General features: G+C 70.7%; 23 protein-coding genes and 1 pseudogene. 12 read left to right on the top strand and 12 right to left on the bottom strand.

The features are described from left to right. The first annotated feature begins 14 nt into the window (after positions 1-14). The 4 genes and pseudogenes from JYA75_RS25545 to JYA75_RS25530 all read left to right on the top strand — a co-directional run bounded on the left by JYA75_RS25545 (position 15) and on the right by JYA75_RS25530 (position 3039). On the top strand, positions 15-215 hold the full coding sequence (locus tag JYA75_RS25545; protein WP_050034723.1) for a hypothetical protein: 201 nt from the start codon (positions 15-17) through the stop codon (positions 213-215). A 70-nt stretch (positions 216-285) separates the two neighbouring features. Continuing rightward, positions 286-1017 (top strand): enoyl-CoA hydratase, encoded by a 732-nt coding sequence (locus JYA75_RS25540; protein WP_029541887.1) that lies wholly within the window; start codon positions 286-288, stop codon positions 1015-1017. 29 nt (positions 1018-1046) lie between these two features. Next, positions 1047-2163, top strand: a pseudogene (locus JYA75_RS25535) (MBL fold metallo-hydrolase). Positions 2164-2274: 111 nt separating this feature from the next. Continuing rightward, positions 2275-3039 carry a hypothetical protein gene (locus tag JYA75_RS25530; protein ID WP_006941093.1) on the top strand — a complete coding sequence of 255 codons (765 nt, stop codon included), beginning with the start codon at positions 2275-2277 and terminating at the stop codon, positions 3037-3039. A gap of 6 nt (positions 3040-3045) precedes the next feature. Here the strand turns inward: JYA75_RS25530 and JYA75_RS25525 are convergent, their stop codons facing one another. Next, positions 3046-3390 (bottom strand): hypothetical protein, encoded by a 345-nt coding sequence (locus JYA75_RS25525; protein ID WP_006941091.1) that lies wholly within the window; start codon positions 3388-3390, stop codon positions 3046-3048. Between the two features lie 88 nt (positions 3391-3478). Beyond that, positions 3479-4366: a LysR family transcriptional regulator gene (locus tag JYA75_RS25520; protein ID WP_043797769.1), complete on the bottom strand. Its 888-nt coding sequence runs from the start codon at positions 4364-4366 to the stop codon at positions 3479-3481. Positions 4367-4466: 100 nt separating this feature from the next. Between JYA75_RS25520 and JYA75_RS25515 the strand changes: the two genes are divergently transcribed. The 6 genes from JYA75_RS25515 (at position 4467) to JYA75_RS25490 (ending at position 9416) form a co-directional block, all read left to right on the top strand. After that, positions 4467-4832 (top strand): nuclear transport factor 2 family protein, encoded by a 366-nt coding sequence (locus JYA75_RS25515; RefSeq protein WP_006941088.1) that lies wholly within the window; start codon positions 4467-4469, stop codon positions 4830-4832. A 63-nt stretch (positions 4833-4895) separates the two neighbouring features. Further along, positions 4896-7373 (top strand): HAD-IC family P-type ATPase, encoded by a 2478-nt coding sequence (locus JYA75_RS25510; protein WP_065922925.1) that lies wholly within the window; start codon positions 4896-4898, stop codon positions 7371-7373. A 210-nt stretch (positions 7374-7583) separates the two neighbouring features. Then, the gene (locus JYA75_RS25505; RefSeq protein ID WP_185713782.1) at positions 7584-7868 is read left to right on the top strand and encodes an antitoxin; all 285 of its coding nucleotides are present in this window, start codon (positions 7584-7586) and stop codon (positions 7866-7868) included. Between the two features lie 106 nt (positions 7869-7974). Beyond that, on the top strand, positions 7975-8220 hold the full coding sequence (locus tag JYA75_RS25500; RefSeq protein ID WP_161996925.1) for an antitoxin: 246 nt from the start codon (positions 7975-7977) through the stop codon (positions 8218-8220). A gap of 86 nt (positions 8221-8306) precedes the next feature. After that, positions 8307-8495, top strand: coding sequence for an Rv0909 family putative TA system antitoxin (locus JYA75_RS25495; RefSeq protein WP_006941081.1), 189 nt, complete (start codon positions 8307-8309; stop codon positions 8493-8495). A gap of 252 nt (positions 8496-8747) precedes the next feature. Further along, positions 8748-9416 (top strand): ScbR family autoregulator-binding transcription factor, encoded by a 669-nt coding sequence (locus tag JYA75_RS25490; protein WP_185713781.1) that lies wholly within the window; start codon positions 8748-8750, stop codon positions 9414-9416. On the opposite strand, the gene JYA75_RS25485 is transcribed toward JYA75_RS25490, so the two are convergent. The 8 genes from JYA75_RS25485 to JYA75_RS25450 form a co-directional block, all read right to left on the bottom strand. Further along, positions 9409-10071, bottom strand: coding sequence for a TetR/AcrR family transcriptional regulator (locus JYA75_RS25485; RefSeq protein WP_029541912.1), 663 nt, complete (start codon positions 10069-10071; stop codon positions 9409-9411). The two genes, JYA75_RS25490 and JYA75_RS25485, sit on opposite strands and share 8 nt — an antisense overlap. A gap of 110 nt (positions 10072-10181) precedes the next feature. Continuing rightward, complete coding sequence (locus JYA75_RS25480; RefSeq protein WP_185713780.1) at positions 10182-10934, bottom strand: enoyl-CoA hydratase/isomerase family protein; 753 nt, start codon at positions 10932-10934, stop codon at positions 10182-10184. Positions 10935-10936: 2 nt separating this feature from the next. After that, positions 10937-11599, bottom strand: coding sequence for a TetR/AcrR family transcriptional regulator (locus tag JYA75_RS25475; protein WP_050034726.1), 663 nt, complete (start codon positions 11597-11599; stop codon positions 10937-10939). Between the two features lie 31 nt (positions 11600-11630). After that, positions 11631-12779, bottom strand: coding sequence for an acyl-CoA dehydrogenase family protein (locus JYA75_RS25470; RefSeq protein ID WP_006941064.1), 1149 nt, complete (start codon positions 12777-12779; stop codon positions 11631-11633). A 13-nt stretch (positions 12780-12792) separates the two neighbouring features. Further along, positions 12793-13983, bottom strand: a complete 1191-nt coding sequence (locus JYA75_RS25465) for an acyl-CoA dehydrogenase family protein (protein ID WP_043797761.1) — start codon at positions 13981-13983, stop codon at positions 12793-12795. After that, positions 13980-15650, bottom strand: a complete 1671-nt coding sequence (locus JYA75_RS25460; protein ID WP_006941062.1) for an AMP-binding protein — start codon at positions 15648-15650, stop codon at positions 13980-13982. The genes JYA75_RS25465 and JYA75_RS25460 overlap by 4 nt, the downstream gene beginning before the upstream one ends. Before the next feature lie 29 nt (positions 15651-15679). Continuing rightward, on the bottom strand, positions 15680-16411 hold the full coding sequence (locus JYA75_RS25455) for an SDR family oxidoreductase (RefSeq protein ID WP_006941061.1): 732 nt from the start codon (positions 16409-16411) through the stop codon (positions 15680-15682). Between the two features lie 36 nt (positions 16412-16447). After that, positions 16448-17242: an enoyl-CoA hydratase-related protein gene (locus tag JYA75_RS25450; protein WP_006941059.1), complete on the bottom strand. Its 795-nt coding sequence runs from the start codon at positions 17240-17242 to the stop codon at positions 16448-16450. Positions 17243-17389: 147 nt separating this feature from the next. On the opposite strand from JYA75_RS25450, the gene JYA75_RS25445 reads away from it, so the two are divergent. After that, entirely contained in the window at positions 17390-18568 is a 1179-nt protein-coding gene (locus JYA75_RS25445; protein WP_043797757.1) for a thiolase family protein, read from the top strand. A gap of 99 nt (positions 18569-18667) precedes the next feature. Next, on the top strand, positions 18668-19516 hold the full coding sequence (locus JYA75_RS25440) for a 3-hydroxyacyl-CoA dehydrogenase family protein (protein ID WP_029541920.1): 849 nt from the start codon (positions 18668-18670) through the stop codon (positions 19514-19516). A gap of 77 nt (positions 19517-19593) precedes the next feature. On the opposite strand, the gene JYA75_RS25435 is transcribed toward JYA75_RS25440, so the two are convergent. Beyond that, positions 19594-20958: an aromatic acid/H+ symport family MFS transporter gene (locus JYA75_RS25435; protein WP_044476512.1), complete on the bottom strand. Its 1365-nt coding sequence runs from the start codon at positions 20956-20958 to the stop codon at positions 19594-19596. Between the two features lie 338 nt (positions 20959-21296). Next, positions 21297-22448, bottom strand: a complete 1152-nt coding sequence (locus JYA75_RS25430) for an acyl-CoA dehydrogenase family protein (RefSeq protein ID WP_050034730.1) — start codon at positions 22446-22448, stop codon at positions 21297-21299. Positions 22449-22580: the final 132 nt, after the last annotated feature.

Genomic DNA, 22580 nt, shown 5'->3' with positions numbered 1-22580 from the left:
GGCTCGTCGACGCCATGGCGGAACGCAAGAAGCTCCTGCTCCGGCTCGACCCGGCGGTCCACGACGCGCTCGCGCGGTGGGCCGCCGACGAGTTGCGCAGCACCAACGCGCAGATCGAGTTCCTGCTCCGGCGCGCGCTGAGCGAGGCGGGACGCATGCCGCGCGACGCCGGGCGCATCCGCAAGCCCGGCCGGCCGCGCGCGGACGAGGGCTGACGCGGAGCGACGTCGCGCCCGTGCGCGGCGGGTGCGATGATGCGTGCCGGCGACGAAAGGTGAAGCACACATGATGGGGATCAGCCGCGACGGCGACGTGGTCACGCTCGAACTGCGGCGCGAGGAGCGCCGCAACGCGCTCAACACCGAGCTGTGCGTCCAGGTCCGGGAGGGACTCGAGGAGGCGCTCGACGGGGGTGCGCGTGCGGTCGTGATCACCGGCCGGGGCTCGAGCTTCTGCGCCGGCGCCGACCTGTCGGGGGACGTCTACGCGGAGGGATTCCTCGACAGCCTGGGCGAGATGCTGCGTGCCATCCAGGAGGCGCCCGTGCCGGTGATCGCCGCGATCAACGGCCCCGCCATCGGCGCGGGCACCCAGCTCGCTCTCGCCGCGGACCTGCGGGTCGTCGCGCCGGGTGCTCGCTTTGCGATTCCCGCGGCGCGCCTTGGTATCTCGGTGGACCGGTGGACGGTACGACGGCTGGCCTCCCTGCTCGGCGGCGGCCCCTCGCGGGCCGTGCTGCTCGCCGCCGAGCCGGTCGACGCCCACGAGGCCGTGGACCGCGGCCTGGCCAACCGGATCGGCGACCTCGTCGCCGCGCAGTCCTGGGCACACGAGATCGCCAAGCTCGCACCGCTGTCGCTGCACGCGATGAAGCTGTTCCTCAACGACGACGGCACCCGCGACGAGCCGTCGCCCGAGCAGACGGCCGCGCTGGCCGCGGCGTGGCTCAGCGAGGACGTCCAGGAGGCCCGGCTCGCCCGCGCGGAACGCCGGGAGCCGGTCTTCCGCGGCCGCTGAGCGCGCCCGCGCCCCTCTACAGTGGTGGGGTGAGCGTCAAGCAGACCGCCTCGTCCGCCCTCGCCGGCGCCGGCTTGCTGTGGGTGGCGCGCGCCGCCCGCGGCGTCCCCGGCTCGATCGGCGCGACTCCGGCGGACATCCGCCCGTACGCCGCCGGCTCACCCCGGTATCGGAACGGCCGGTTCCACAACTCGGAGCCGAGCAGCACGGTGCTGCCCGAGGCCGGCGGCAGCCTCGTCAAGGACATGCTCACCCGACGGTCTTCCGGCACGCCGCGCGACGCGGTGCCGCTCGCGCCGCAGCTCGCGCCGGTGCAGGCCGCGGAACTGGCGGTCACCTGGTACGGGCACTCGAGCGTCCTCCTCGAGATCGACGGCCACCGGATCCTCGCCGACCCGGTGTGGAGCGAGCGGGTCTCGCCGTCGCCGGCCGTGGGTCCGGCCCGGTTGCACCCGTCGCCGGTCGAACTGGCGGAACTGCCGCCGATCGACGCCGTCGTGATTTCCCACGACCACTACGACCACCTGGACCGCGAGACCGTGGAGGCGCTCGCGGCCACGCAGCGCGAGGCCCGGTTCCTGGTGCCGCTCGGCGTGGGCGCGCACCTGCGCCGGTGGCGGATCCCGGCCGACCGGATCGTCGAGCTGGACTGGGACCAGCACACCGAGGTGGGCGCGCTCACCGTCACGTGCACCGAGGCGCGGCACTTCTCCGGACGCGGCCTGATCCGCAACATCACACTGTGGTCGTCGTGGGTGATCGCGGGGCCGACGCGAACCGCGTTCTTCGGCGGCGACAGCGGCTACACGCCCCGCTTCGCCGGCATCGGGGACCGCTACGGCCCGTTCGATCTGACGTTGCTGCCGGTGGGGGGCGTACGACCCGCGGTGGCCCGACGTGCACATGAACCCGGAGGAGGCGGTGCGCACCCACCTCGATCTCGGGGGCGGCGACCACCCCGGCCTGCTCGTCCCCGTGCACTGGGGCACCTTCAACCTGGCCTTCCACGCGTGGTCGGAGCCGATCGCGCGGCTCCTGCCGGCCGCTCGGGAGGAGGGGGTGCCCACGGCCGTGCCGATGCCGGGGCAGCGGGTCGACGCACTGCGGCCGGGCTCGCAGGATCCGTGGTGGGTTCCGCTCGGCTGACCCCGGGCCGGTAGGGGTTTCCAGGCCGGTAGGGGTTTCCGGGCCGCCGCAGCGGGTATCCCGCCGTCCGTCGGGGAGCGTCGGAGGGAGGGCGGGGCCATCGTCGAATCGTTGCTCTTCGGGATCATCGCCTCGAGCGCGCTGGTGCTCGGTGCCCTGGTGGGCGGATGGGTGGAGATCCCCAAACGCGTTCTCGCGGCGATGCTGGCGTTCGCCGCCGGCGCGCTCATCACCGCCCTGTCGTTCGAGTTGTTCGAGGATTCGTACGAGAAGGGCGGCATCTGGCGCGCGGCGATCGGACTCGTCGTCGGCGCGCTCGTGTTCACCGTGCTCAGCGCGTGGCTGGACCGGGTGGCCGAGGGCCGGCGGGAGAAGGACCACGGCAGCGAGAAACTCGACGTCGACGCGGCCGCCGAGGAAACCGCGCCGTCGTCGTCCTCGGTGAGCGGGGCGGCCGGGCTGGCGCTGCTGGCGGCGGTCACGCTCGATGGGGTGCCCGAGAACGTGGCGCTCGGTGTGTCCCTGGGGGAGGGCACCGGCGGCCTCGCCCTGCTGGTCGCGATCTTCGTGTCCAACTTCCCGGAGTCGCTCGTCGGCAGCGCCTCCATGCGCGCTCAGGGCCGGTCCCGGGGGTACATCCTCGGGATGTGGGTCGCGTGCGCCACGCTGCTGACCGTCGCCGTCGTCGTCGGGGCCGGGCCGCTCGCGGTGACCCCGCCGGAGACGATCTCCCTGCCGTTGGCGTTCGCGGCGGGCGCGGTGCTGGCGTCGCTGGCCGACACGCTCATGCCGGAGGCCTACGAGAAGGGCGGTCCCACGGTCGCGCTGAGCACCGCCGCGGGATTCGTGCTGTCGTTCGTCCTCGCGACGCTGTGAGCGGTGTCAGCGCGTCGTAGCGGCACGCTTGCGTTCGACGAGCGCCCGCGTGACGAGGAAGGCGATCGCCACACTCGCGACGGTACGCACCAGGCGGTTGACGTCCACCGCCGGCTGCCACGACAGCTTGCCGCCGCTGATGACGTACGCGCCCACCGGGCGAGCCCCGACGCCGAAGCCGCCGCCCTCGCCGTTCTCCCCGTCGGGCGAGTACCCCCCGCCTCCGCCGGCACCGCCGGAGACCACGGCCGCGGTGATGACCGTCAGGCCGTCCTTCTCGACCGGCTCCGAGTACACGCGCTTGACCGTGACCGTGTCGCGTGCCTTGGCCATCAGGTCCTCGAGATTCATGTCCGCCCCCTGTCGTCGTGGATTCGACTCCGGCCGGTTCGCCGGCCCGTGCCCATTCTCGGCCGCGGGCCGCCGCCGGGGAAGTGTCCTAGGTCCCTGCGACGGCGAAGGCGCGACGGCTGTGCCGGACGAGTTCGCGCAGGGCCGGAGCGTCCGTATCGGACCAGATCAGCGACAGCACCGCGGGCCCGGTGGCGTCGTCCAGGGTGAGCCCGCACAACCGGCCCTCGAAGTGCGCGGTCATCGAGCGGCTGAGGATCGCCACGCCCAGCCCGCGGAGGGCGAGGTCGGCGACGGTGTCCGGGGAACTGGCCTGCAGGGCGATGTCGGGGCGCAGGCCGGCGGCGGCACACGCCCGGTCGAACACGGTCCGGATCCCGGTGCCCTCGGGCATGGACACGACGGGGTGCGCGCACACGTCCGCGAGCGTGAGGCGGGCGCGGCCGGTCAGCGGGTGACCGGGCGGCACGGCCGCGACGATCGGTTCGCTGACGAGGGTGAGCGCCTCGAGGCCCGGGGGCGGGCTGCCGGCGGAGCCGACGAGGGCGAGGTCCACGGTGGCGCAGCGGACCCGCTCGACGAGCCGGTCGGAGGCGTCCTCGACGAGGGTGATCTCGACCCCCGGGTGCGCGCGGTGGAACGCGGCGAGCGCGTCGAACAGCCCGGTGACGGTGCAGGCGGTGACCATGCCGACCACCAGCCGTCCGCGGATCAGTGCCGTCACCTCCTCGACCGCCTGCCGGGCGGCCGCGGCGGACGCCAGCGCGGCCCGGGCGTGCGGCAGGGCCGCCTCCCCGGCCGTGGTCAGGGTGGCGGTGCGGGTGGAGCGGTCGAACAGGGCGGCGCCGAGGTCGTGCTCGAGCCGGCGGACCTGGGCGCTGATCCCGGACTGGCTGATGTGGACGCGGTGGGCCGCCCGGGTGAAGTTCGCCTCCTCGGCCACCGCGACGAAGTACTCGAGCTGCCGCAGTTCCATAACCCCGGATTCTAGTTCCGATCAGAACAATCTGTTGGACTTCTGACTCTGCGGGTCGGAGGCTGGAGGTGTCCCGCTTCCGTTCCTGGAGAGGATGACCGTGTCCGACGCAGAGAAGGCTTGGCAGCCAGAGGATCTCACCCGCCTGTTCGTCGAGCGCTCCAACGCCGGCGACGCGGCGGGTGTCGCCGCACTGTACGAGGAGGACGCCGTGATGGCCTACCCGCCGGGCGGTCGCACGGTGGGCCGCGAGGCCATCCGCCGCTTGTGGGAGCAGGTGCTGGAACACGCGCCCCACTTCGAACCCGAGCCGCCGCTGCCGACACTGATCAGCGGCGACCTCGCGCTGACCGCCACCCCGCCGAAGGACGGCGCCGGCGCCCGGGCCCAGGTGGCCCGCCGCCAGCCTGACGGCAGCTGGCTGCGCGTGCTCGACCAGCCCGAGTTCGTCCGCCCGGACAGCTGAGCCCGGCGCGAGGCGCGTCACGGCACGGCGGCGGAGCGCAGCGGGTGGCTTAGCCTGATTCCCATGGCAGCAGAGGAGCCCACCGCCGTCGCCGACCAGGCGGCCGCGCCCCCGACCGACGCGCGGCACATCGAGCTGGGCCTGACCACCGAGCAGGTCGCCGAACGCGTGGCCCGGGGCGCCACCAACGACGTGCCGGACCGGGCGTCGCGGTCGGTCGGCGAGATCGTCCGCGCCAACGTCTTCACCCGCATCAACGCGATCCTGGCCGTCCTGCTGGCCATCGTCCTGGCCACCGGCTCGATCATCGACGGCATGTTCGGCCTGCTGATCATCCTCAACAGCGCCGTCGGAATCGTGCAGGAGATCCGCGCCAAGTGGACCCTCGACAGGCTCGCGATCGTCAGCCAGGCCAAGCCTCTCGTGCGCCGGGACGGGGCGGTGGCCGAGCTCCCGCCGCGCGAGGTGGTGCTCGACGACATCATCGAACTCGGCCCCGGCGACCAGGCGGTGGTGGACGGGTTCGTCGTCGAGGCCGAGGGGCTCGAACTCGACGAGTCGCTGCTCACCGGCGAGGCCGATCCTGTGCACAAGGAGCTCGGCGCACACGTCCTCTCGGGCAGCTTCGTCGCGGCGGGCAGCGGCGCCTACCGGGCCACGAAGGTCGGCCGTGACGCGTACGCAGCCCGGCTCGCCGAGGAAGCCAGCAAGTTCACGCTCGTGCACTCGGAACTGCGCGCCGGCATCGACAAGATCCTGAAATTCATCACCTACCTGATGATCCCGGCGGGCCTGCTCATCATCTACAACCAGCTGTTCTCGAGCGGCGAGGCGCTCGGCCCGGCACTCAGCGGCATGGTCGCCGCGCTCGTTCCGATGGTCCCCGAGGGCCTGGTGCTGATGACGTCGATCGCGTTCGCGGTGGGCGTGATCCGTCTCGGTCGCCGGCAGTGCCTCGTGCAGGAACTGCCGGCCATCGAGGGCCTCGCCCGCGTCGACGTGGTCTGCGCCGACAAGACCGGCACGCTCACCGAGAACGGCATGCGCCTGGCGGACGTCGTGTGCGTCGACGGCAGCGACGAGACGGCCGCCCGTGCCGCGCTCGCGGCGATGGCCGCGGACGACCCGCGTCCCAACGCCAGCGTCCTCGCCGTCCGCGAGGCGATGCCGGACGACCCCGGCTGGGGAGAGGCCACCGCCGTCGCCCCGTTCTCGTCGGCGAAGAAGTGGAGCGGCCAGTCGTACGGCGACCACGGCGACTGGGTGCTCGGCGCACCGGACGTGCTGCTCGATCCCGGCTCGGAGGCGGCCCGGCGCGCCGAGGCGCTCGGGGCGCAGGGGCTGCGGGTGCTGCTGCTCGGCCGGTGCGACCGTCCCGTCGACGACCCGCACGCCCCCGGCACGGTCACCGCGCAGGCCCTCGTCGTGCTCGAGCAGCGGGTCCGGCCCGACGCCAAGCCGACCCTCGAGTACTTCGCGAGCCAGCAGGTCGAGGTCAAGGTCATCTCCGGCGACAACGCCGTGTCGGTCGGCGCGGTCGCGACGTCGCTCGGCCTGCCGCACGCCGATCACCCCGTCGATGCCCGCACCCTGCCGGAGGACCGCGACCGGCTCGCCGACACCCTCGACTCGGCCACCACCTTCGGTCGCGTGCGGCCCGACCAGAAACGGGCGATGGTCGGAGCCCTCCAGTCGCGCGGGCACACCGTCGCCATGACCGGCGACGGGGTCAACGACGTGCTGGCGCTCAAGGACGCCGACATCGGGGTCGCGATGGGCTCCGGCAGCCCGGCTACCCGTGCGGTCGCGCAGATCGTGTTGCTGGACAACAAGTTCGCCACCCTGCCCTACGTCGTCGCCGAGGGCCGGCGGGTGATCGGCAACATCGAGCGGGTCTCGAACCTGTTCCTCACCAAGACCGTGTACTCCGTACTGCTGGCGTTCCTCGTGGGGCTCTCGGGCGCGTTGTCCCAGGTGTTCGGCTACGAGCCGATGCCGTATCCGTTCCTGCCGCGGCACGTGACGATCGCGGCGTGGTTCACCATCGGAGTCCCCGCGTTCATCCTGTCGCTCGCCCCCAACAACGAGCGGGCCCGCTCCGGCTTCGTGTCGCGGGTGATGCGCCTGGCGATCCCGTCGGGGGTGATCATCGGGATCAGCACGTACGTCTGCTACATCCTGGTGTACGCCGGGCCCGAGCAGACCGAGGCGCAGAAGATGCAGGCCGGCACCGCGGCGCTGATCACCTTGATCATGATCGCGCTGTGGGTGCTCGCCGTGGTGGCGCGGCCGTACGTGATGTGGAAACTGGTGCTGCTGGCCGGTTCGGTGCTCGGGTACCTGGTCCTGTTCGCCTTCCCCTTCGCCCGCGAGTTCTTCGCCCTCGACATCTCCAACGTCGGCGCAATGGTCACGGCGTTCACGTGCGGGGCGATCGGCGTGGTCCTCGTGGAGGTCTCGTGGTGGGTGACCGGGCGAGTCCACGGTGAGCACCGCCGGCTGTTCGCCGCCAGTGAGGACCTGTTGCCGGGCGTGCACTGACGGGGACGAGGGCACTGCGCCGGCCCGGCCAGGGACGAGGGCACTGCCCCGGCCCGGCCGGGGACGAGGACACTGCCCCGGCACTGACGGGGACGAGGGCACTGCCCCGGCCCGGCCGGGGACGGGGACACTGCGCCGCCGCGGCAGGTTTGGGAACCGGCCCGCGGTGGCACGCTGAGGCATCGATCCCTCGAACGGAAGGAGCGGCAGATGGGTTTGAAGGATTCGATCAAGGGCCTGGTCGACAAGGGCAGGGCGTACGCGGAGAAGAACCCCGACAAGGCCGGCGGGTTCGTCGACAAGGCAGGCGACGCCGCCGATGCCCGGACGGGCGGCAAGTACGCCCAGCACGTGGACAAGGTGCAGGACGCCGCGAAGAAGCACCTCGGTACCGCGGACCATCCCGTTCCCGGTGCGACTCCGGGTCCCGCGGGACGGCCCGGCCCGGAGTCCGATCCCGGTCCGCAGGCGCAGCCGGGCCCGCGCAGCTCGTAGCAGTGCAGGTCTTCGGCGGGAGGTCCCGACAGGGATCTCCCGCTCTGCGTCCACCGGTGGCACGCTGGTGACGGTCCGACCATTGCACAGAGAAGGGATGGACCCGATGCGATTCATGGATTCGCTCAAGGGCCTGGTCGACAAGGGCAAGGACTATGCCCGGAAGAACCCGGACACGGTGAACAACGCCATCGACAAGGCCGGCGATCTCGCCCGGACGAAGGGGCCCCGAAAGTACTCCCGGCACGTCGGCAAGGCGCAGGAAGCGGTGAAGAAGACTCTCGGCACCGAAGGTCGCGGACCGGGTCCGGCTGCCGGACCCGGCCCGGCTCCCGGACCCGACGTCCGATAGCGCGGCGTCGGACCCGGCCCCACGTCCGGTCGCGACCTGCTGTGGCAGGCTTGGCCCGCTCGATCATTCGGACGAAAGGACGCGACGTGGGTTTCATGGATTCGGTCAAGGGGCTGGTCGACAAGGGCAAGGAGTTCGCGGCGCAGAACCCCGACAAGGTCGACGAGGCGATCGAGAAGGCCGGTGATCTCGCGGACCGCAAGACCGGCGGAAAGTACGCCGAGCAGGTCGACAAGGCGCAGGACGCGGCGAAGAAGGCCCTCGGCGCCGGATAGGCCGGGGCCGCCGATCGGCCCGTGCTGCCGAGGGGGAGCGGGGCGGGCACGCCGGTGCCGTCCACCCTTCGTTGAACGGTCGATCGGTCTTGTTAAGGTGGCTGGTGCCTTCCGCCGGGATCGACGCAGATCCCGGCGGGCCGCCCAGGGGGAGTCGGCGGTGTGTCGGTCGGGGGTTGTCGAGGGGATGTACGTCGGATGCCTCGGGCCGAGGTGTCTCGTCGGAATCCGCCTCGCGAGAAAGGTGAGTGAGTGGCCAAGCAAGTCCGCGCCGCAGTGACCCGGCAGCAGATCGTGCGCGCCGCCGCCGCGATGTTCGACGAACGAGGGTTCCACGGCGCCAGCTTCGCCGACATTCTCCGCGACACGGGACTGTCCAAGGGGGCGGTGTACTTCCATTTCGCGTCGAAGATCGACCTTGCCGGCGCCATCGTCGCCGAGCAGCACCGCCGCTCGATCGCGCTCGTCGATGCGATCGCCGGCACCGAGGCGTCGACCCTCGAACAGATCGTGATGCTGTGCCACGGCATCGGCCGGCAGATGATCGAGGACCCCGTCGTGCGCGCCGGGATCCGGCTCACCCTCGAACTCGGCAGTCTCGACAAGCCCGCCGGGCCGTACCTGGACTGGATCACGGCCTGCGAGGCGTTCGGCCGTCGTGCCGTCGAGGAAGGCGACCTGGATGCCCACCTCGATCCGTCGATGCTGGCGCACTTCGTGATCTCCGCGTTCACGGGCGTGCAGCTCCTGTCCGACGTCCTCGCCGGGCGCGTCGACCTCGAGGAGCGGATCGACCAGATGTGGACGCTGCTGCTGCCCGGCATCATGCCGACCTCCCGCCACGACGCGATCGAGACGGTGCGCGGGGCGCGCTGGTCGCTACCTCTCGGCGGCGACCTGCTTCCCGTGTCGGCTACGTGAGCAACTGCGCGTAGTCGTCGCGGCGCTCGGCCGGGAGGAGCGTGTTCAGCACGAAGCGGGTCTGGAGCCGGATGTACTCGTCGAGCGTGTAGATGGCCCCGAAGTGCCAGTGCTTGAGCGCCCAGCCGTGCGCCAGCAGCATGATGTCGAAGACCATCAGGTCGACATCGACCGGGTTCATCACGCCCGCATCGATCCCCGCGTCGAGCGCGGCGCGCAGCGGCGCCGAGGACTCCACCTCGAGTTCCTTGATCCGGGCGCGTCCGGCGTCGTCGAGGGTGCGGCTCTCCCGGTAGGTGAGCACCGTGGCGTGGAGGTTCTCGTCCACGATCTCGATGTAGCGGCGCATCCCGGCGGCGAGCCGCTCGACGGGGTCGTCGCCGACGGCGTCCATGGCCGGTTCGAGCTGGTCGCGGAAGGCGTCGAGGATCGCGAGGATGGTCGCGAGGAGGACGTCCTCCTTGCCACCGAAGTACTTGTAGATCAGCCCCACGCTCACCCCGGCCTCGTCGGCCAGCGCCTGCATGGACATCTGGTGGAACCCGGTCCGCTGCATGACCGTCACCGCGGCGTCGAGCACCTGTTTGCGGCGGGAGCTGGTGCGCACGGCTCGCACGGCCTCGTCCACGGGTAGCGCGTCGTGGTCGGTGGTCATGGTGGTGCTCCTCGTCGCCGCTGGGTCGGATCCACAGTACCGAGTGATCCGGGCGGGTCGTCCGGCGCAGCCCCGGGCGGCGGACATCCCGCGACGGCCCGCACGCCGGGCTACCGGGCGCGCGCGACGAATCCTTCCAGCAAGCGGACGGTGTCCGGCGTCTCGATCAACCGGCTGATCTCGTCGAGCTCTCGGGCGAACCCCTCATCGCCCCGAGCTGCGACGATGCAGCGTTTGGCGGACGCGTAGGCGGCCGGCGGCAGCTGCGCGAGTCGATCGGCCAAGGCTCGGGCCTCGGTCTCGACGTCGGCGTCGGTGGCCCACTGCACGATTCCGAGCCGTTCGGCCGCACGGCCGGTGACCAGTTCGGCGCCGAGAACGAGCCGGTGCGCCACCGACGGACCGGCCAGCCGGGTGAGCCGTTGCGTGCCCCCCGCACCGGGGAGGAGCCCGATTCCCACCTCGGGAAGCCCGAGCTTCACCGAGGCGCCCGCGACGCGGAAGTCGCACGCGAGGGCCAACTCGAGGCCGCCTCCCGTGGCGGCACCGGCGAGGGCGGCCACCGAGGGCTTCGGCAGCGCCTCGATGCGGGCGAACACGTCCTGGAGCCGTGCGGTGAAGCGGCGCAGGCGTGCACCCCGATCGGGCTTCGTGCTCCAGGACTCCATCATCGCGATGTCCGCGCCTCCGCAGAAGATCCGCCGGGCACTGCGGATCAGGACGGCCCGTACGGCGGGGTCCTCGCCCAGCGTCGTGACCGCCTCGGCCAGGGCCTCCGCCTGCGCCTCGTCGAAGGCGTTGGCGGGGGGACGGTCGAGGGTGATGATCCCGACGCGGTCTTCGCGTGTGGTGACGACGCTCACGGTTACTCCAGCAGGTGTCGGTAGCGGGTTCGGTGTTCTTGTGGCAGAACGGTGTTGAGCACGAACCGGGTCTGCAGCCGGATGTAGTCGTCGAGGCTGTAGAGCCGGCCGAAATGCCAGTGCTTGAGCGCCCAGCCGTGGGCGAGCAGCACCAGGTCGAAGACCATCAGGTCGACGTCGACCGGGTTCATGATGCCGGCGTCGATGCCGTCGGTCAGCACCGCACGCAGCGGGGCGGAGGTGGCGATCTCGAGCCGCTTGAGCATCTCCCGCCCGGCCGGGTCGAGCGTGCGGCTCTCGCGGTAGGTCAGGGCCACGGCGTCGAGGTTCTCGTCGACGATCTCGACGAACCGGCCGATCCCCGCGGCCAGGCGCTCCACGGGGTCCGTGCCGGCCGCCGCCATCGCGGGCTCGAGCTGATCCCGGAACGCGTCCAGGATGGCGGTGATGGTGGCGAGGAGGATCTCCTCCTTGTTGCCGAAGTACTTGTAGAGCAGGCCCACGCTGACGTTCGCCTCGTCGGCCAGCGCCTGCATGGACATCTGATGGAACCCTGTGCGCTGCATCACCTTCGCGGCAGCGATCAGGATCTGCCTGCGCCGGGAGTTCGCACGGACCGCGCGCACGGCCTCGTCGATCGGCAGCTCGCTCGGATCGGCCGACATGGGCGTCCTCCTCGTCGCTCGGGACGGCCGCTCAGATCCCGAGATCCTTGGCGACGATCGTCTTCATGATCTCGGTGGTGCCACCGTAGATGGTCTGGATGCGGGCGTCGACGAACGCGCGTGCCACCGCGTACTCGCGCATGTACCCGTAGCCGCCGTGCAACTGCAGGCACCGGTCCGCGACCCGCACCTGCAGTTCGGTGGCCCACCACTTCAGCCGCGCCGCGCGGGCGGCGGTGAGCTCGCCGGCAACGTGCTCGGCGATGCAGTCGTCGAGGAACGTGCGGGCCAGATCCAGCTCGGTGGCCAGTTCGGCCAGCACGAACTGGGTGTTCTGGAAGCTCGAGACCGGCTTGCCGAAGGCCTTGCGCTCCCTGACGTAGGTGAGGGTCTCGGCGAACACGCCCTCCGCCGCGGCGACCGCGCCGATCGCGAGCGACAACCGTTCCTGCGGCAGGTTGTGCACGAGCTGGTAGAAGCCCTGTCCCTCCTCGCCGAGCCGGTTCGCGACCGGGACCCGCATGTCCGTGAAGGCCAGCTCGCTGGTGTCCTGCGCGTGCAGGCCGATCTTCTCCAGATTGCGCCCGCGGGAGAAGCCGGCGGTGTCGGCCTCGACGACGAGCAGGGTCAGGCCCTTGTGCGGGTCGTCGGAGGTGCGGGTGGCGACGACGAACAGGTCGCCGTTCTGCCCGTTGGAGATGAACGTCTTGGCGCCGTTGACCACGTAGTGGTCGCCGTCGCGCACCGCCGAGGTGCGGATGCCGGTCAGGTCGCTGCCGGTGCCGGGTTCGGTCATCGCGATGCCGAGGACGGTCTCGCCGGTGACGGCGCCGGGCAGCCAGCGCGCCTTCTGCTCGTCGGTGGTCATGTCGGTCAGGTACGGCAGCACGACGTCGTTCTGCAGCGAGAACGCGATCCCGGCGGCCGCGTTGCCCGCCCGGTTGACCTCCTCGATCAGGATGGCGTTGTAGCGGAAGTCGTCGACGCCGGGACCGCCGTACTCCTCCGGGACCGGGAAGCCGAGCAGGCCCAGCTTGCCGGCCTCGGTGAACAGGGACCGGTCGAGGCAGCTCGCCCGTTCCCAGTCCTCGTGCACCGGGGTGATCTTGTCCCGGACGAAGTCACGGACGACCTCGCGGAACTGCAGGTGCTCGGAGTCGTGGATCAATCGTGCGTTCATGGTGGGATTCCTGTCAGCGGAAGGCGTTTTCGCCGGTGAAGGCCTGGCCGAGCACCAGCTGGTGCATCTCGGGGGTGCCCTCGTAGGTGAGCACGGACTCGAGGTTGACCATGTGCCGGATGACGGGGTACTCGAGGGAGATGCCGTTGCCGCCGAGAATGGTTCGCGCGGTGCGGCAGATCTCGATGGCCTCGCGGGTGTTGTTGAGCTTGCCGAAGCTCACCTGCTCGGGCCGCAGCCCGACGCTGTCCTTGAGCCGGCCGAGGTGCAGCGACAGCAACTGGCCCTTGTGCAGTTCGACGGCCATGTCGGCGAGCTTGGCCTGGGTGAGCTGGAATCCGCCGATGGGGCGGCCGAACTGGGTGCGCTGCATCGAGTAGTCGCGGGCGGCCTCCCACGCCGAGCGCGCGGCGCCCATCGCGCCCCAGATGATGCCGTACCGCGCCTCGGACAGGCTCTGCAGCGGCGCCTTGACGCCCTTGGCCTCGGGCAGCAGCGCGTCGGCGGGCAGGCGCACGTTGTCCAGGACGAGTTCGCCGGTGACCGAGGCGCGCAGCGACAGCTTGTGCTTGATGGTGTGGGCGCTGAAACCGGGTGTGTCGGTGGGCACGACGAAGCCACGGACGCCCTCGTCGGTGTTCGCCCAGACCACGGCGACGTCGGCGATGGAGCCGTTGGTGATCCACATCTTGCGACCGTCGAGAACCCAGTCGGATCCGTCCCGGCGGGCGCGGGTCTTCATCGCCCCCGGGTCGGAGCCGACGTCGGGTTCGGTCAGGCCGAAGCAGCCGATGATCTCGCCCGCCGCCATGCCCGGCAGCCAGCGCTGCTTCTGCTCCTCGGAACCGTTGTTCCAGATCGAGAACATCGCGAGCGAGCCCTGCACCGAGACCAGGGAGCGGATGCCGGAGTCGGCGGCTTCCAACTCGAGGCAGGCGAGGCCGTAGTGCACGGCGGACGAGCCACCGCACCCGTAGCCCTCGAGGTGCATACCGAGGAGGCCGAGCTTGCCGAATTCGCGGGCGAGGTCGCGCACGCCGGGCAGGTCGCCGGCCTCGAACCACTCCGCGATGTGCGGAGTGACGTGCTCGGCGCAGAACTTGCGAACGGTGTCGCGGACGGCGAGCTCGTCGTCGGAGTAGAGCGAGTCGATGGCGAGCGGGTCGAGGGCGTCGAACTTGGGGAGGGTGGTGGCGGTGCTCATCGGGTCATCCTCGAGTCGGAGGGAGCGGAGAAGAGGCCGGCGGCGAACTCGGCCGCGGCGGCTTCGGTGGCCTTGTAATGCAGCTTCTTGCCGGTGGGGGAGACGGGCAGGGTCTCGACGAACCGGTAGGCGCGCGGCCGCTTGAACGACGAGAGCATCGGGTGGGAGCGGCAGTGGGCGTCGAGGTGATCGACCGTCAGCGAGGGATCCTCGGCGACGATGTAGGCGACGACGATGCGTCCCCACTTCTCGTCCGGGACGCCGACGACGAGCGAGTCCTGCACCTGCGCATGGGCGTTGAGTGCCTCTTCCACCTGCACCGGGTGGACGTTCTCGCCGCCGGAGATGAGCATGTCGTCCTTGCGTCCGACGATGGTGACGAACTCGTCGGCGTCCCAGGTGGCGAGGTCGCCGATGTGCAGCCAACCCTGGTGGAACTTGGCCCTCTCCTGGTCGGGGGTGTCGAAGTAGGCGTTGGCGCACTTGGGGGAGCGGACGATGACCTCACCGACGTCGTGGCCGTCGTGGGCGACGACGTCGTCGGGGTCGGCGAGCCGGTCGGGGTAGACGTGGACGACGCGGACCTCGTCGTCGGTGCAGGCGCGGCCGGCGCTGCCGGCGCGGTCGGGCAGGTCGGCCGGCCGCAGGAAGGTGTTCCAGAAGGCCTCGGTGGTGCCGTAGCCGTTGAAGATCCGGGGGTTGAGCACCTTCTGGTAGCGCAGCGCCGCCTCCTTCTCGAGCGGCGCGCCCATCGTGACGATGCCGCGCAGGCTGGACAGGTCGCGCGGGCGCGCCTCCTGGGCGGCGGCGAGCATGGCGAGATTGGTCGGTGCGCCGATGAGGAAGGTCAGTCCGTACGCGGCGACGAGGTCGAGGACCCGGTCGGCGTCGAACGACCGCAGCGGCACCACTTCACCGCCGACGTAGAACGTCGGGTTGGGCCCGCCCGCGTGCAGGCCGCCGCGGTGGAACCACGGGGTCATGTTGAGCGTCTTGTCGTCGGGGCCGAGCGGGAAGTGCATGATCACGTCGTGGGCGCTGAAGATCTCGATCATGCTGTTGAGCGGCACGCCCTTCGGCATGCCCGTCGTGCCGGAGGTGTAGAGACGGGTGGTCTCGTCCCACACCGTGCGATGCAGCGGCGGTAGCGCGATGCGGTCGGCGGCCAGGTGCCGGTACCGCATCACCGTGACGCCGGTGACTTCGACGGTGTCGCCGTCGCCGACGGCCACGATCACCCTCGGAGTGTGCGCTGCGAGCCGCAACGCCTCCTGCACCATGTCGGTGAGTTCGGTGTCGTAGACGAATACCGCAGGGGTGCACTTGTCGAGGACGAACGCCGTCTCGCCGGCCGCCAGGCGGAAGTTCACCGGCGAGCCGACCGCCCCGACGGCCTGCGTGGCGAGGTAGAGCTCGGCGAATTCGACGCCGTTGAACAGCTGGTAGGCGACGACGTCCCCGGTCTGCACCCCCGCGTCCGCCAGGCCCGTCGCGATCCGGTCGACGCGCTCCCCGAGCTGCGCGTAGGTCCACTGCCGCCCGGTGCCGGGGTCGCTCAGGGCGACCTGGTGTGCGTAACGCTTGGTGTTGCGCCGGAATCCGTTGAGGTACGTGAAGTCGTTCTCGAAGTACTCCCGGTAGGCCCGGGCGTTGTACGACGCGGTCATGGTGTCCGTCCTCCCTCGCGTGTCCGCGGTCAGCCGGCCATCGTGAGGCCGCCGCTGACGCTGATCACCTGACCGGTGACGAACGACGCGGCCTCCGACGCGAAGAACAGCACGGGGGCGGCGACTTCGTCGGGCCGGGCGAGCCGGCGGAACGGGATGGCCTTGATCAGTGCGGCCTTGAGCTTCTCGTCCTGCGCCTGGAACAGCGGGGTGTCGGTGGGGCCGGGGCACACGCAGTTGACGTTGATGCCGTGCCGCGCCATCTCGCGGGCGAGGGACTTGGTCAGCGCGATGACGCCGCCCTTCGCCCCGGCGTAGATCGACTCGCCGGAGCTGCCGACGCGGCCGGCGTCGGAGGCGAGGTTGATCACGCGGCCGCCGTTGCCGGCTTCGATGATGCCGGGCAGGAAGGCGCTGCACACGTGCACCGGGCCGAGGTAGTTGATCGCCACGACCTTCTGCGCGAATTCGGGTGTGGCGTTGAGGAACTGATCGGTGCGGTCCCAGCCGGCGGCGTTGACGAGCACGTTCGGCACGCCGACCTCGGCGTGGGTGCGCTCGCGCAGCTCGTCGACCTGGGCCCGGTCGGCGATGTCCACCGGCAGGGCGGTGATCAGCTCGGGGTACTCCTTGGCGGTGGCCTCGGCGGCGGCGAGGTCGAGGTCGGCGGCGACCACGCGGTCGCCCTGTGCGGCGAAGGCCAGTGCGATGGCCTTGCCGATGCCGGAGCCGGCGCCGGTGACCAGTGCGATGTTGCTCATGAGGGGTCCTCTCGGGGAATCCGAAATGGGGAGGGATCAGGCCTTGACGAACTTGGCGAAGTCGGCGGGCCGCTTCTCGGCGAACGCGTTGGCGCCCTCGAGGCCCTCGTCGGACTTGCCGAACAGGTCGAGCGCCGACATCGCGAGGTTGCTCAGGCCGGCCTGGTGGTCGGTGTCCGCGTTGAACGACTGCTTGAGGAACTTGATGGCGGTGGGGCTCTTCTCGGCGATCTCGGCGGCGATCGCCTTGGCCTCGTCGAGCAGCTTGTCCTGCGGCACGACCCAGTTGACCAGGCCCCAGCGCTCGGCGGTGGCGGCGTCGTACTGGCGGCACAGGTACCAGATCTCGCGGGCGCGCTTCTCGCCGACCACGCGGGCGAGGAAGGCCGAGCCGAAACCGGCGTCGAACGATCCGACCTTCGGGCCGGCCTGGCCGAACTTGGCGTTCTCCGAGGCGATCGTGAGGTCGCACAGCACGTGCAGCACGTGTCCGCCGCCGACGGCGACTCCGTTGACCGCGGCGATGACCGGCTTCGGGATGTCGCGAATCAGCTTGTGCAGGTAGCCGATCTCGAACATGCCGCTCTCGGTGGGGCCGTAGTCGCCGGTCTCGGCGCGCTGCTTGACGTCGCCGCCGGTGCAGAACGCCTTCTCGCCGGCGCCGGTGAGGATGATCGCCGAGACCCGGCTGTCGGCCCACGCGGCGCGGAACGCCTTGATGAGCTCCTCGACGGTCTTGCCGCGGAACGCGTTGTAGCGGTGCGGGCGGTCGATCGTGATGATCGCCGCGGGGCCGTCGATCTCGTAGGTGATGTCCTCGAACACGGTCATGATGACTCCTCGTCAGCGCAGGTCGGGTCAGGAATTGAAGTTCTGTTCATGAGTGATGAATTGTGCTTCACTAACTATGAACGTACATTCACCACCGGAGGGTGTCAAGGGTCACACGGCCCCCGGTTTCGGAAGGGAGATCTACGGATGATCGACGTCTACGTCGTCGACGGAGTCCGCACACCGCAGGGCCGCTACGGCGGCGCGCTCGCCCCGGTGCGGCCCGACGACCTGGCCGCACTCGTCGTCGGCGAGGCCGTCGCGCGCAGCGGCGTCCCGGCCGACGCGATCGACGAGGTGATCCTCGGCGCCACCAACCAGGCCGGCGAGGACAACCGCAACGTCGCCCGCATGGCGGTGCTGCTCGCCGGCCTGCCGCAGACCGTCCCCGGGTACACCGTCAACCGCCTGTGCGCGAGCGGGCTCACCGCTGTCGCCTCCGGGGCCCAGGCCATCCGGTCCGGGGAGGCCGACATCGTCGTCGCCGGCGGGGTCGAGTCGATGACCCGGGCGCCGTGGGTGATGAGCAAGCCCGGCACACCCTGGGCCAAGCCCGGCGCCGTCTTCGACACCGCCATCGGCTGGCGGTTCACCAACCCGCGCTTCGACGACACGACCACCCTGTCGATGGGCGAGACGGCCGAGGAGGTCGCGGCCCTGCACGGCATCACCCGGGAGGCGAGCGACGCGTTCGCGGTCCGCAGCCACCGGCGCGCCCTCGCCGCCATCGACGCCGGCCGGTTCGAGAAGGAGATCGTCCCGGTGCCGGTGCGCGACGGCGTCGTCGACGTGGACGAGGGCCCGCGGCGCGGGACCGACGAGGAGAAACTCGCCCGCCTGAAGCCGGTGTTCCGGGCCGGCGGCATCGTCACCGCCGGCTCGTCGTCGTCGCTGTCCGACGGCGCGTCCGCGCTGGTGCTCGCCGGCGCCGACGCGGTGCGCCGGCACGGGCTGACGCCGCGCGCCCGGATCGTCGGCAGCGCCTCGGCGGCGCTCGCCCCGCACATCATGGGCCTCGGCCCGGTCCCCGCCACCCGCAAGCTGCTCGACCGCACCGGCTGGACCCTCGACGGCATCGGCGCGATCGAGCTCAACGAGGCCTTCGCCGCCCAGTCGCTCGGCGTCATCCGCGAACTCGGCCTGGACGAGGACCTCGTCAACGCGGACGGCGGCGCCATCGCGCTCGGTCACCCGCTCGGCTCGTCCGGGGCGCGCATCCTCGTCACCCTGCTCGGCCGCATGGAACGCGAGGGCGCGGCGCGGGGCCTGGCCACCCTGTGCGTCGGTGTCGGCCAGGGCGTGTCGCTGGCGGTGGAGGCGCTGTGAGCGACCACATCATCTCGACGATCCCGCCCGGGCGGTGCGGTACGGGGCCGTGGACAGGTAGAAACGCATGACCCGATTCCTGGAGAAGAGGACCAGCAGATGACAGGACTTCCCGACCGTGTTGCCGTGATCGGCGGAGGCCGCATGGGCGTCGGCATCGCCCATGCCTTCGCCGCGCTCGGCGCGACCGTGACCGTGTCCGAGACCGGCGACCTGGATGCCGCGCGAAAGCGGCTGACGGACAGCCTCTCCCGCGCGGCCGAGCGCGGCAAGCTCGTCGATCCGCTCGACGTGGTGGCCGGCCGGGTCGCGTTCGTCGCGTCGGTGGCCGAGCTGCCCGGCGACACCCGGCTGCTCGTCGAGGCGGTGCCCGAGGAGCCCGGCCTGAAGAGGCGCGTGCTCGCCGACGCCGAGCGCGTCGTGCCCGACGACGCGGTGATCGCCACCAACACCAGCTCGCTGTCGCCGACGGAGCTGGGCGCCGCCCTGAGGAACCCGTCCCGGTTCCTGGGCATGCACTTCTTCAACCCGGTGCCCGCGTCGGAGCTGGTGGAGATCGTGCGCGCCGAGACGACCTCCGACGCGCTGGTGCGCGACGTCGCGGGTTGGGTAGAGCTGCTCGGCAAGACGCCCGTGGTGGTGCGCGATTCGCCGGGCTTCGCCACCAGCCGCCTCGGCGTGCTGCTCGGCCTGGAGGCGATCCGGATGCTCGAGGAGGGCGTGGCCGACGCCGAGTCGATCGACCGGGCAATGGAATTGGGGTACAAGCATCCGATGGGCCCGCTGCGCTCGACGGATCTCGTGGGCCTGGACATCCGGCTGGCCGTCGCGGAGTACCTGCACGGCACCCTGGGGGAGCGGTTCGCGCCGCCGCAGTTGCTGCGCGACAAGGTGGCCCGCGGCGAGCTCGGCCGCAAGTCCGGCCGCGGCTTCTACGACTGGAGCTGAGCGGGCAAGGATCCGACGTCCACGCACGAACGGGGGCGGGTCCGTAACCACGGACCCGCCCCCCGTTCCGGGTGCGGTCAGTCGACGGTCACCATGGCGGGCTCGGCCGCCCGGTGCGTCCCGCTCGGGCTTGTCGCGACGCTCTCGTGGCGGGTGGGCACCAGCACGGTGAGGCCCGCGCCGAGCAGCGCAATGCCCGCGAAGATGTAGAAGGCGATGTTGCTGCTCAGTCCGGCGCCGAGGATCAGCCCACCGACGAGCGGCCCGAAGATCCCGCCGAGACGGCCGAATCCGGCGCACCACGCGACGCCGGCGGCGCGTGCCGTGGTCGAGTAGTAGTTGGCGACGAAGCCGTAGATGAGGATCTGGGTGCCGATCCCGCCGATACCGGCCGCCGCGACCGCGCCGAGCAGCACCGCCAGCGGCAGGTCGAGGGTGAGCACGATGAGCGACAGCACCGCGAGCAGGAACGTCCCGACGATGACCCGCTGCGGGCCGGTGCGATCCGCCGTCCGGGAGGCGAGCACAACGCCGGCGATCGCGCCGCCGTTGAGCACCAACAGGAATGCCAGCGAGTTCTTCGCGTCGAATCCGGCGTTCTCCATGATCTTCGGCAACCAGGTGTTGAGCCCGTACGTGAGCATGATGCCGCCGAAGCTCATCAGGCCGAGCAGTGCGGTGCCGAGCGCGTACCGGCGGGTGGCCAGCGCGGCGAATCCGACCTTCTGGGCGCCCGCCCGCTCGACGACGAGTTCTTCGGCTGTCGGAGAAGGGATGCCGGTGCGTGCGGTGATCGCGTGGGCCTCGTCGATCCGGCCACGGGCGACGAGCCAGCGGGGCGACTCGGGAAGCCTCAGCAGCACGAGCGGCAGCAGGATCACGAGGGGCAGCGCTCCGATCCAGAACAGGCCGCGCCAGCCGATGGCGTCACGCAGCAGCAGGGCGAGCAGCGACGCCATGACACCGCCGAGGGGGACGCCGCAGTAGACGATCGCGTTGTACATGTTCTTCTTGCTGGGCGGCGCGAACTCGGCGACCACCGCGCCGGTGGTGGCGATGAGTCCACCCACGCCGATGCCGGTGAGCAGTCGCATGGCGCCGAACATCGTCACGGAGTGGGTCATCGCCGCGGCAGCCATGCCCACCGAGAACCACGTGATGCTGATCAGTGTCAGCTTTCGGCGGCCGACCCGGTCGCCGAAGGCGCCGGCGAGCAGGGCGCCGATCAGGACCCCGACCAGGGCGTACGAGCCGAGCACCCCGGCCTGTTCGGCAGAGACGGCACCGAGCTGGGTCGGATCCTTCATGAGGATCGGGAGGATGGTTCCGTACACGACCAGGTCGTATCCGTCGAAGACGAGCGCTGCCGTCGCGAGGGCGACGATCCACGTCACCGAGCGTCGATGCTGCGTACTGGTCCAGTCGGCCGAGACAGGGGGCATGAGAACTCCGTGTGTGTCAGGGGGCGAGTTTTCGCCGGGGCGGGTCGGCCCCGTCGGAGCGACAACGATGAGTGAATAAAAATTCGTAGTGGATGAATGCTCATTCATTGTGTTCGACCAGAACGGTAGTGTGGCGCGCGTCACTCTGTCAAGGGTGCGCGTCGAGGCCCTGCCCGGGGTTCCCGGCCGGGGCCTCTACGGCCGATCACGCACAACGCTCGACTGGGAGACCCCAGCCGAGCGTTGTGCGTGATCTACTACCGCCTGACTACCCGCCGGTGTGGCGACGACCCCCCTCCGGCTCCGCCGGCGATCCCGGGCCCGCCGTCCTGGACGGTCTACAGGAAGGCGCTGATGCCGGTCTCGGCGCGGCCGATGAGCAGCTTCTGGATCTGGCTGGTGCCCTCGTACAGGGTCATCACGCGGGCGTCGCGCATGTACTTGGCGACGGGGTACTCGTCGACGTAGCCGTACCCGCCGAAGAGCTGGATCGCGTTGTTGGCGGCTCGCACCGCAGCCTCGCTGCAGAAGTACTTCGCCTTGGATGCGGCGGTGCCGAACGGTTCTCCGCGCTCGATGAGGTCGGCTGCCCGCCAGGTCAGCAGGCGGCCGGCGTCGGCGTCGACGGACATGTCCGCGATCAGGTCCTGGATCAGCTGGTACGAGGCGATGGGCCGGTCGAACTGCTTGCGGTTCGTCGCGTAGTCGACGGCGGCCTCGAGGCAGCCCTGGATGATGCCGACGCAGCCGGCGCCGACCGAGACCCGGCCCTTGTCCAGCGAGTGCATGGCGATCGAGAAGCCTTGGCCCTCCTCGCCGAGCAGCGCGCTCGCGGGCACCTTCATGTCGGTGAAGTACAGCTCGGCGGTGGCTTGGCCGCGCAGGCCGAGCTTGCCGTGGATCTCCCGGGCTTCGAAGCCCGGGGTGTCGGTGGGAACGAGGAAGGCGGACACGCCCTTCGGGCCGGGACCGCCGGTGCGGGCGAAGACCAGGCACAGGTTCGCCCAGGTTCCGTTGGTGATGAAGATCTTCGACCCGTTGATGATGTAGTGGTCGCCGTCGCGCACCGCGCGGGTCTTCAGGTGTCCGGGGTCGGAGCCGTTGTCGGGTTCGGTGAGGCCGAAGCATGCGAGCACCTCACCCGAAGCGATGCGTGGCAGCCACTCGTGCTTCTGCTTCTCGGTGCCGTGGGACAGAATCACCTTGCCCACCAAGCCCATCGAGACGGACACGATGCCGCGCACAGCCGAATCGGCGCGGCCGAGTTCCTCCATGCCGAGGCAGTAGGTGATGTAGTCGCCGCCGAGGCCGCCGTACTCCTCGGGGATGGTCAGCCCGAAGAACCCGATCTCGGCGAGCTTGGGCACGATCGAGATGTCCACCGATTCGGCGCGGTCCCATGCGGCCCGGTGCGGGACCACCTCCTTGTCGAGGAACTCGCGTGCGAGTTGCCGGAAACTCTGCTGCTCCTCCGTCAACGCCAGATCCATGTCGACTCCTTGCTGGGGCACCACCGGGGCCTTCGGGGCGGGGTGCGTCGGATTTCGAAAAGCACACGAGCAAAATGAATGCTCATTCACTTGAGGTGAATATACGTTCGTTTCTCGGGGGGTGTCAAGGGT

It is taken from the genome of Rhodococcus sp. PSBB066, assembly GCF_017068255.1.
GTDB lineage: Bacteria > Actinomycetota > Actinomycetes > Mycobacteriales > Mycobacteriaceae > Rhodococcus > Rhodococcus aetherivorans.
The sequence above is the reverse complement of the archived record's forward strand: the minus strand, read 5'-3'. Positions and strand labels throughout refer to the sequence as shown.

Excerpts from the sequence above, each read along its gene's own strand:
- JYA75_RS25545 (WP_050034723.1), top strand. The coding sequence starts at position 15 with ATGGCGGAACGCAAGAAGCTCCTGCTCCGGCTCGACCCGGCGGTCCAC.
- JYA75_RS25430 (WP_050034730.1), bottom strand. The coding sequence starts at position 22,448 with ATGGATCTGGCGTTGACGGAGGAGCAGCAGAGTTTCCGGCAACTCGCA.
- JYA75_RS25435 (WP_044476512.1), bottom strand. The coding sequence starts at position 20,958 with ATGCCCCCTGTCTCGGCCGACTGGACCAGTACGCAGCATCGACGCTCG.
- JYA75_RS25485 (WP_029541912.1), bottom strand. The coding sequence starts at position 10,071 with ATGACCACCGACCACGACGCGCTACCCGTGGACGAGGCCGTGCGAGCC.
- JYA75_RS25540 (WP_029541887.1), top strand. The coding sequence starts at position 286 with ATGATGGGGATCAGCCGCGACGGCGACGTGGTCACGCTCGAACTGCGG.
- JYA75_RS25470 (WP_006941064.1), bottom strand. The coding sequence starts at position 12,779 with ATGAACGCACGATTGATCCACGACTCCGAGCACCTGCAGTTCCGCGAG.
- JYA75_RS25505 (WP_185713782.1), top strand. The coding sequence starts at position 7,584 with ATGGGTTTGAAGGATTCGATCAAGGGCCTGGTCGACAAGGGCAGGGCG.
- JYA75_RS25465 (WP_043797761.1), bottom strand. The coding sequence starts at position 13,983 with ATGAGCACCGCCACCACCCTCCCCAAGTTCGACGCCCTCGACCCGCTC.
- JYA75_RS25510 (WP_065922925.1), top strand. The coding sequence starts at position 4,896 with ATGGCAGCAGAGGAGCCCACCGCCGTCGCCGACCAGGCGGCCGCGCCC.
- JYA75_RS25440 (WP_029541920.1), top strand. The coding sequence starts at position 18,668 with ATGACAGGACTTCCCGACCGTGTTGCCGTGATCGGCGGAGGCCGCATG.
- JYA75_RS25450 (WP_006941059.1), bottom strand. The coding sequence starts at position 17,242 with ATGACCGTGTTCGAGGACATCACCTACGAGATCGACGGCCCCGCGGCG.
- JYA75_RS25520 (WP_043797769.1), bottom strand. The coding sequence starts at position 4,366 with ATGGAACTGCGGCAGCTCGAGTACTTCGTCGCGGTGGCCGAGGAGGCG.
- JYA75_RS25455 (WP_006941061.1), bottom strand. The coding sequence starts at position 16,411 with ATGAGCAACATCGCACTGGTCACCGGCGCCGGCTCCGGCATCGGCAAG.
- JYA75_RS25500 (WP_161996925.1), top strand. The coding sequence starts at position 7,975 with ATGCGATTCATGGATTCGCTCAAGGGCCTGGTCGACAAGGGCAAGGAC.
- JYA75_RS25525 (WP_006941091.1), bottom strand. The coding sequence starts at position 3,390 with ATGAATCTCGAGGACCTGATGGCCAAGGCACGCGACACGGTCACGGTC.
- JYA75_RS25445 (WP_043797757.1), top strand. The coding sequence starts at position 17,390 with ATGATCGACGTCTACGTCGTCGACGGAGTCCGCACACCGCAGGGCCGC.
- JYA75_RS25475 (WP_050034726.1), bottom strand. The coding sequence starts at position 11,599 with ATGTCGGCCGATCCGAGCGAGCTGCCGATCGACGAGGCCGTGCGCGCG.
- JYA75_RS25460 (WP_006941062.1), bottom strand. The coding sequence starts at position 15,650 with ATGACCGCGTCGTACAACGCCCGGGCCTACCGGGAGTACTTCGAGAAC.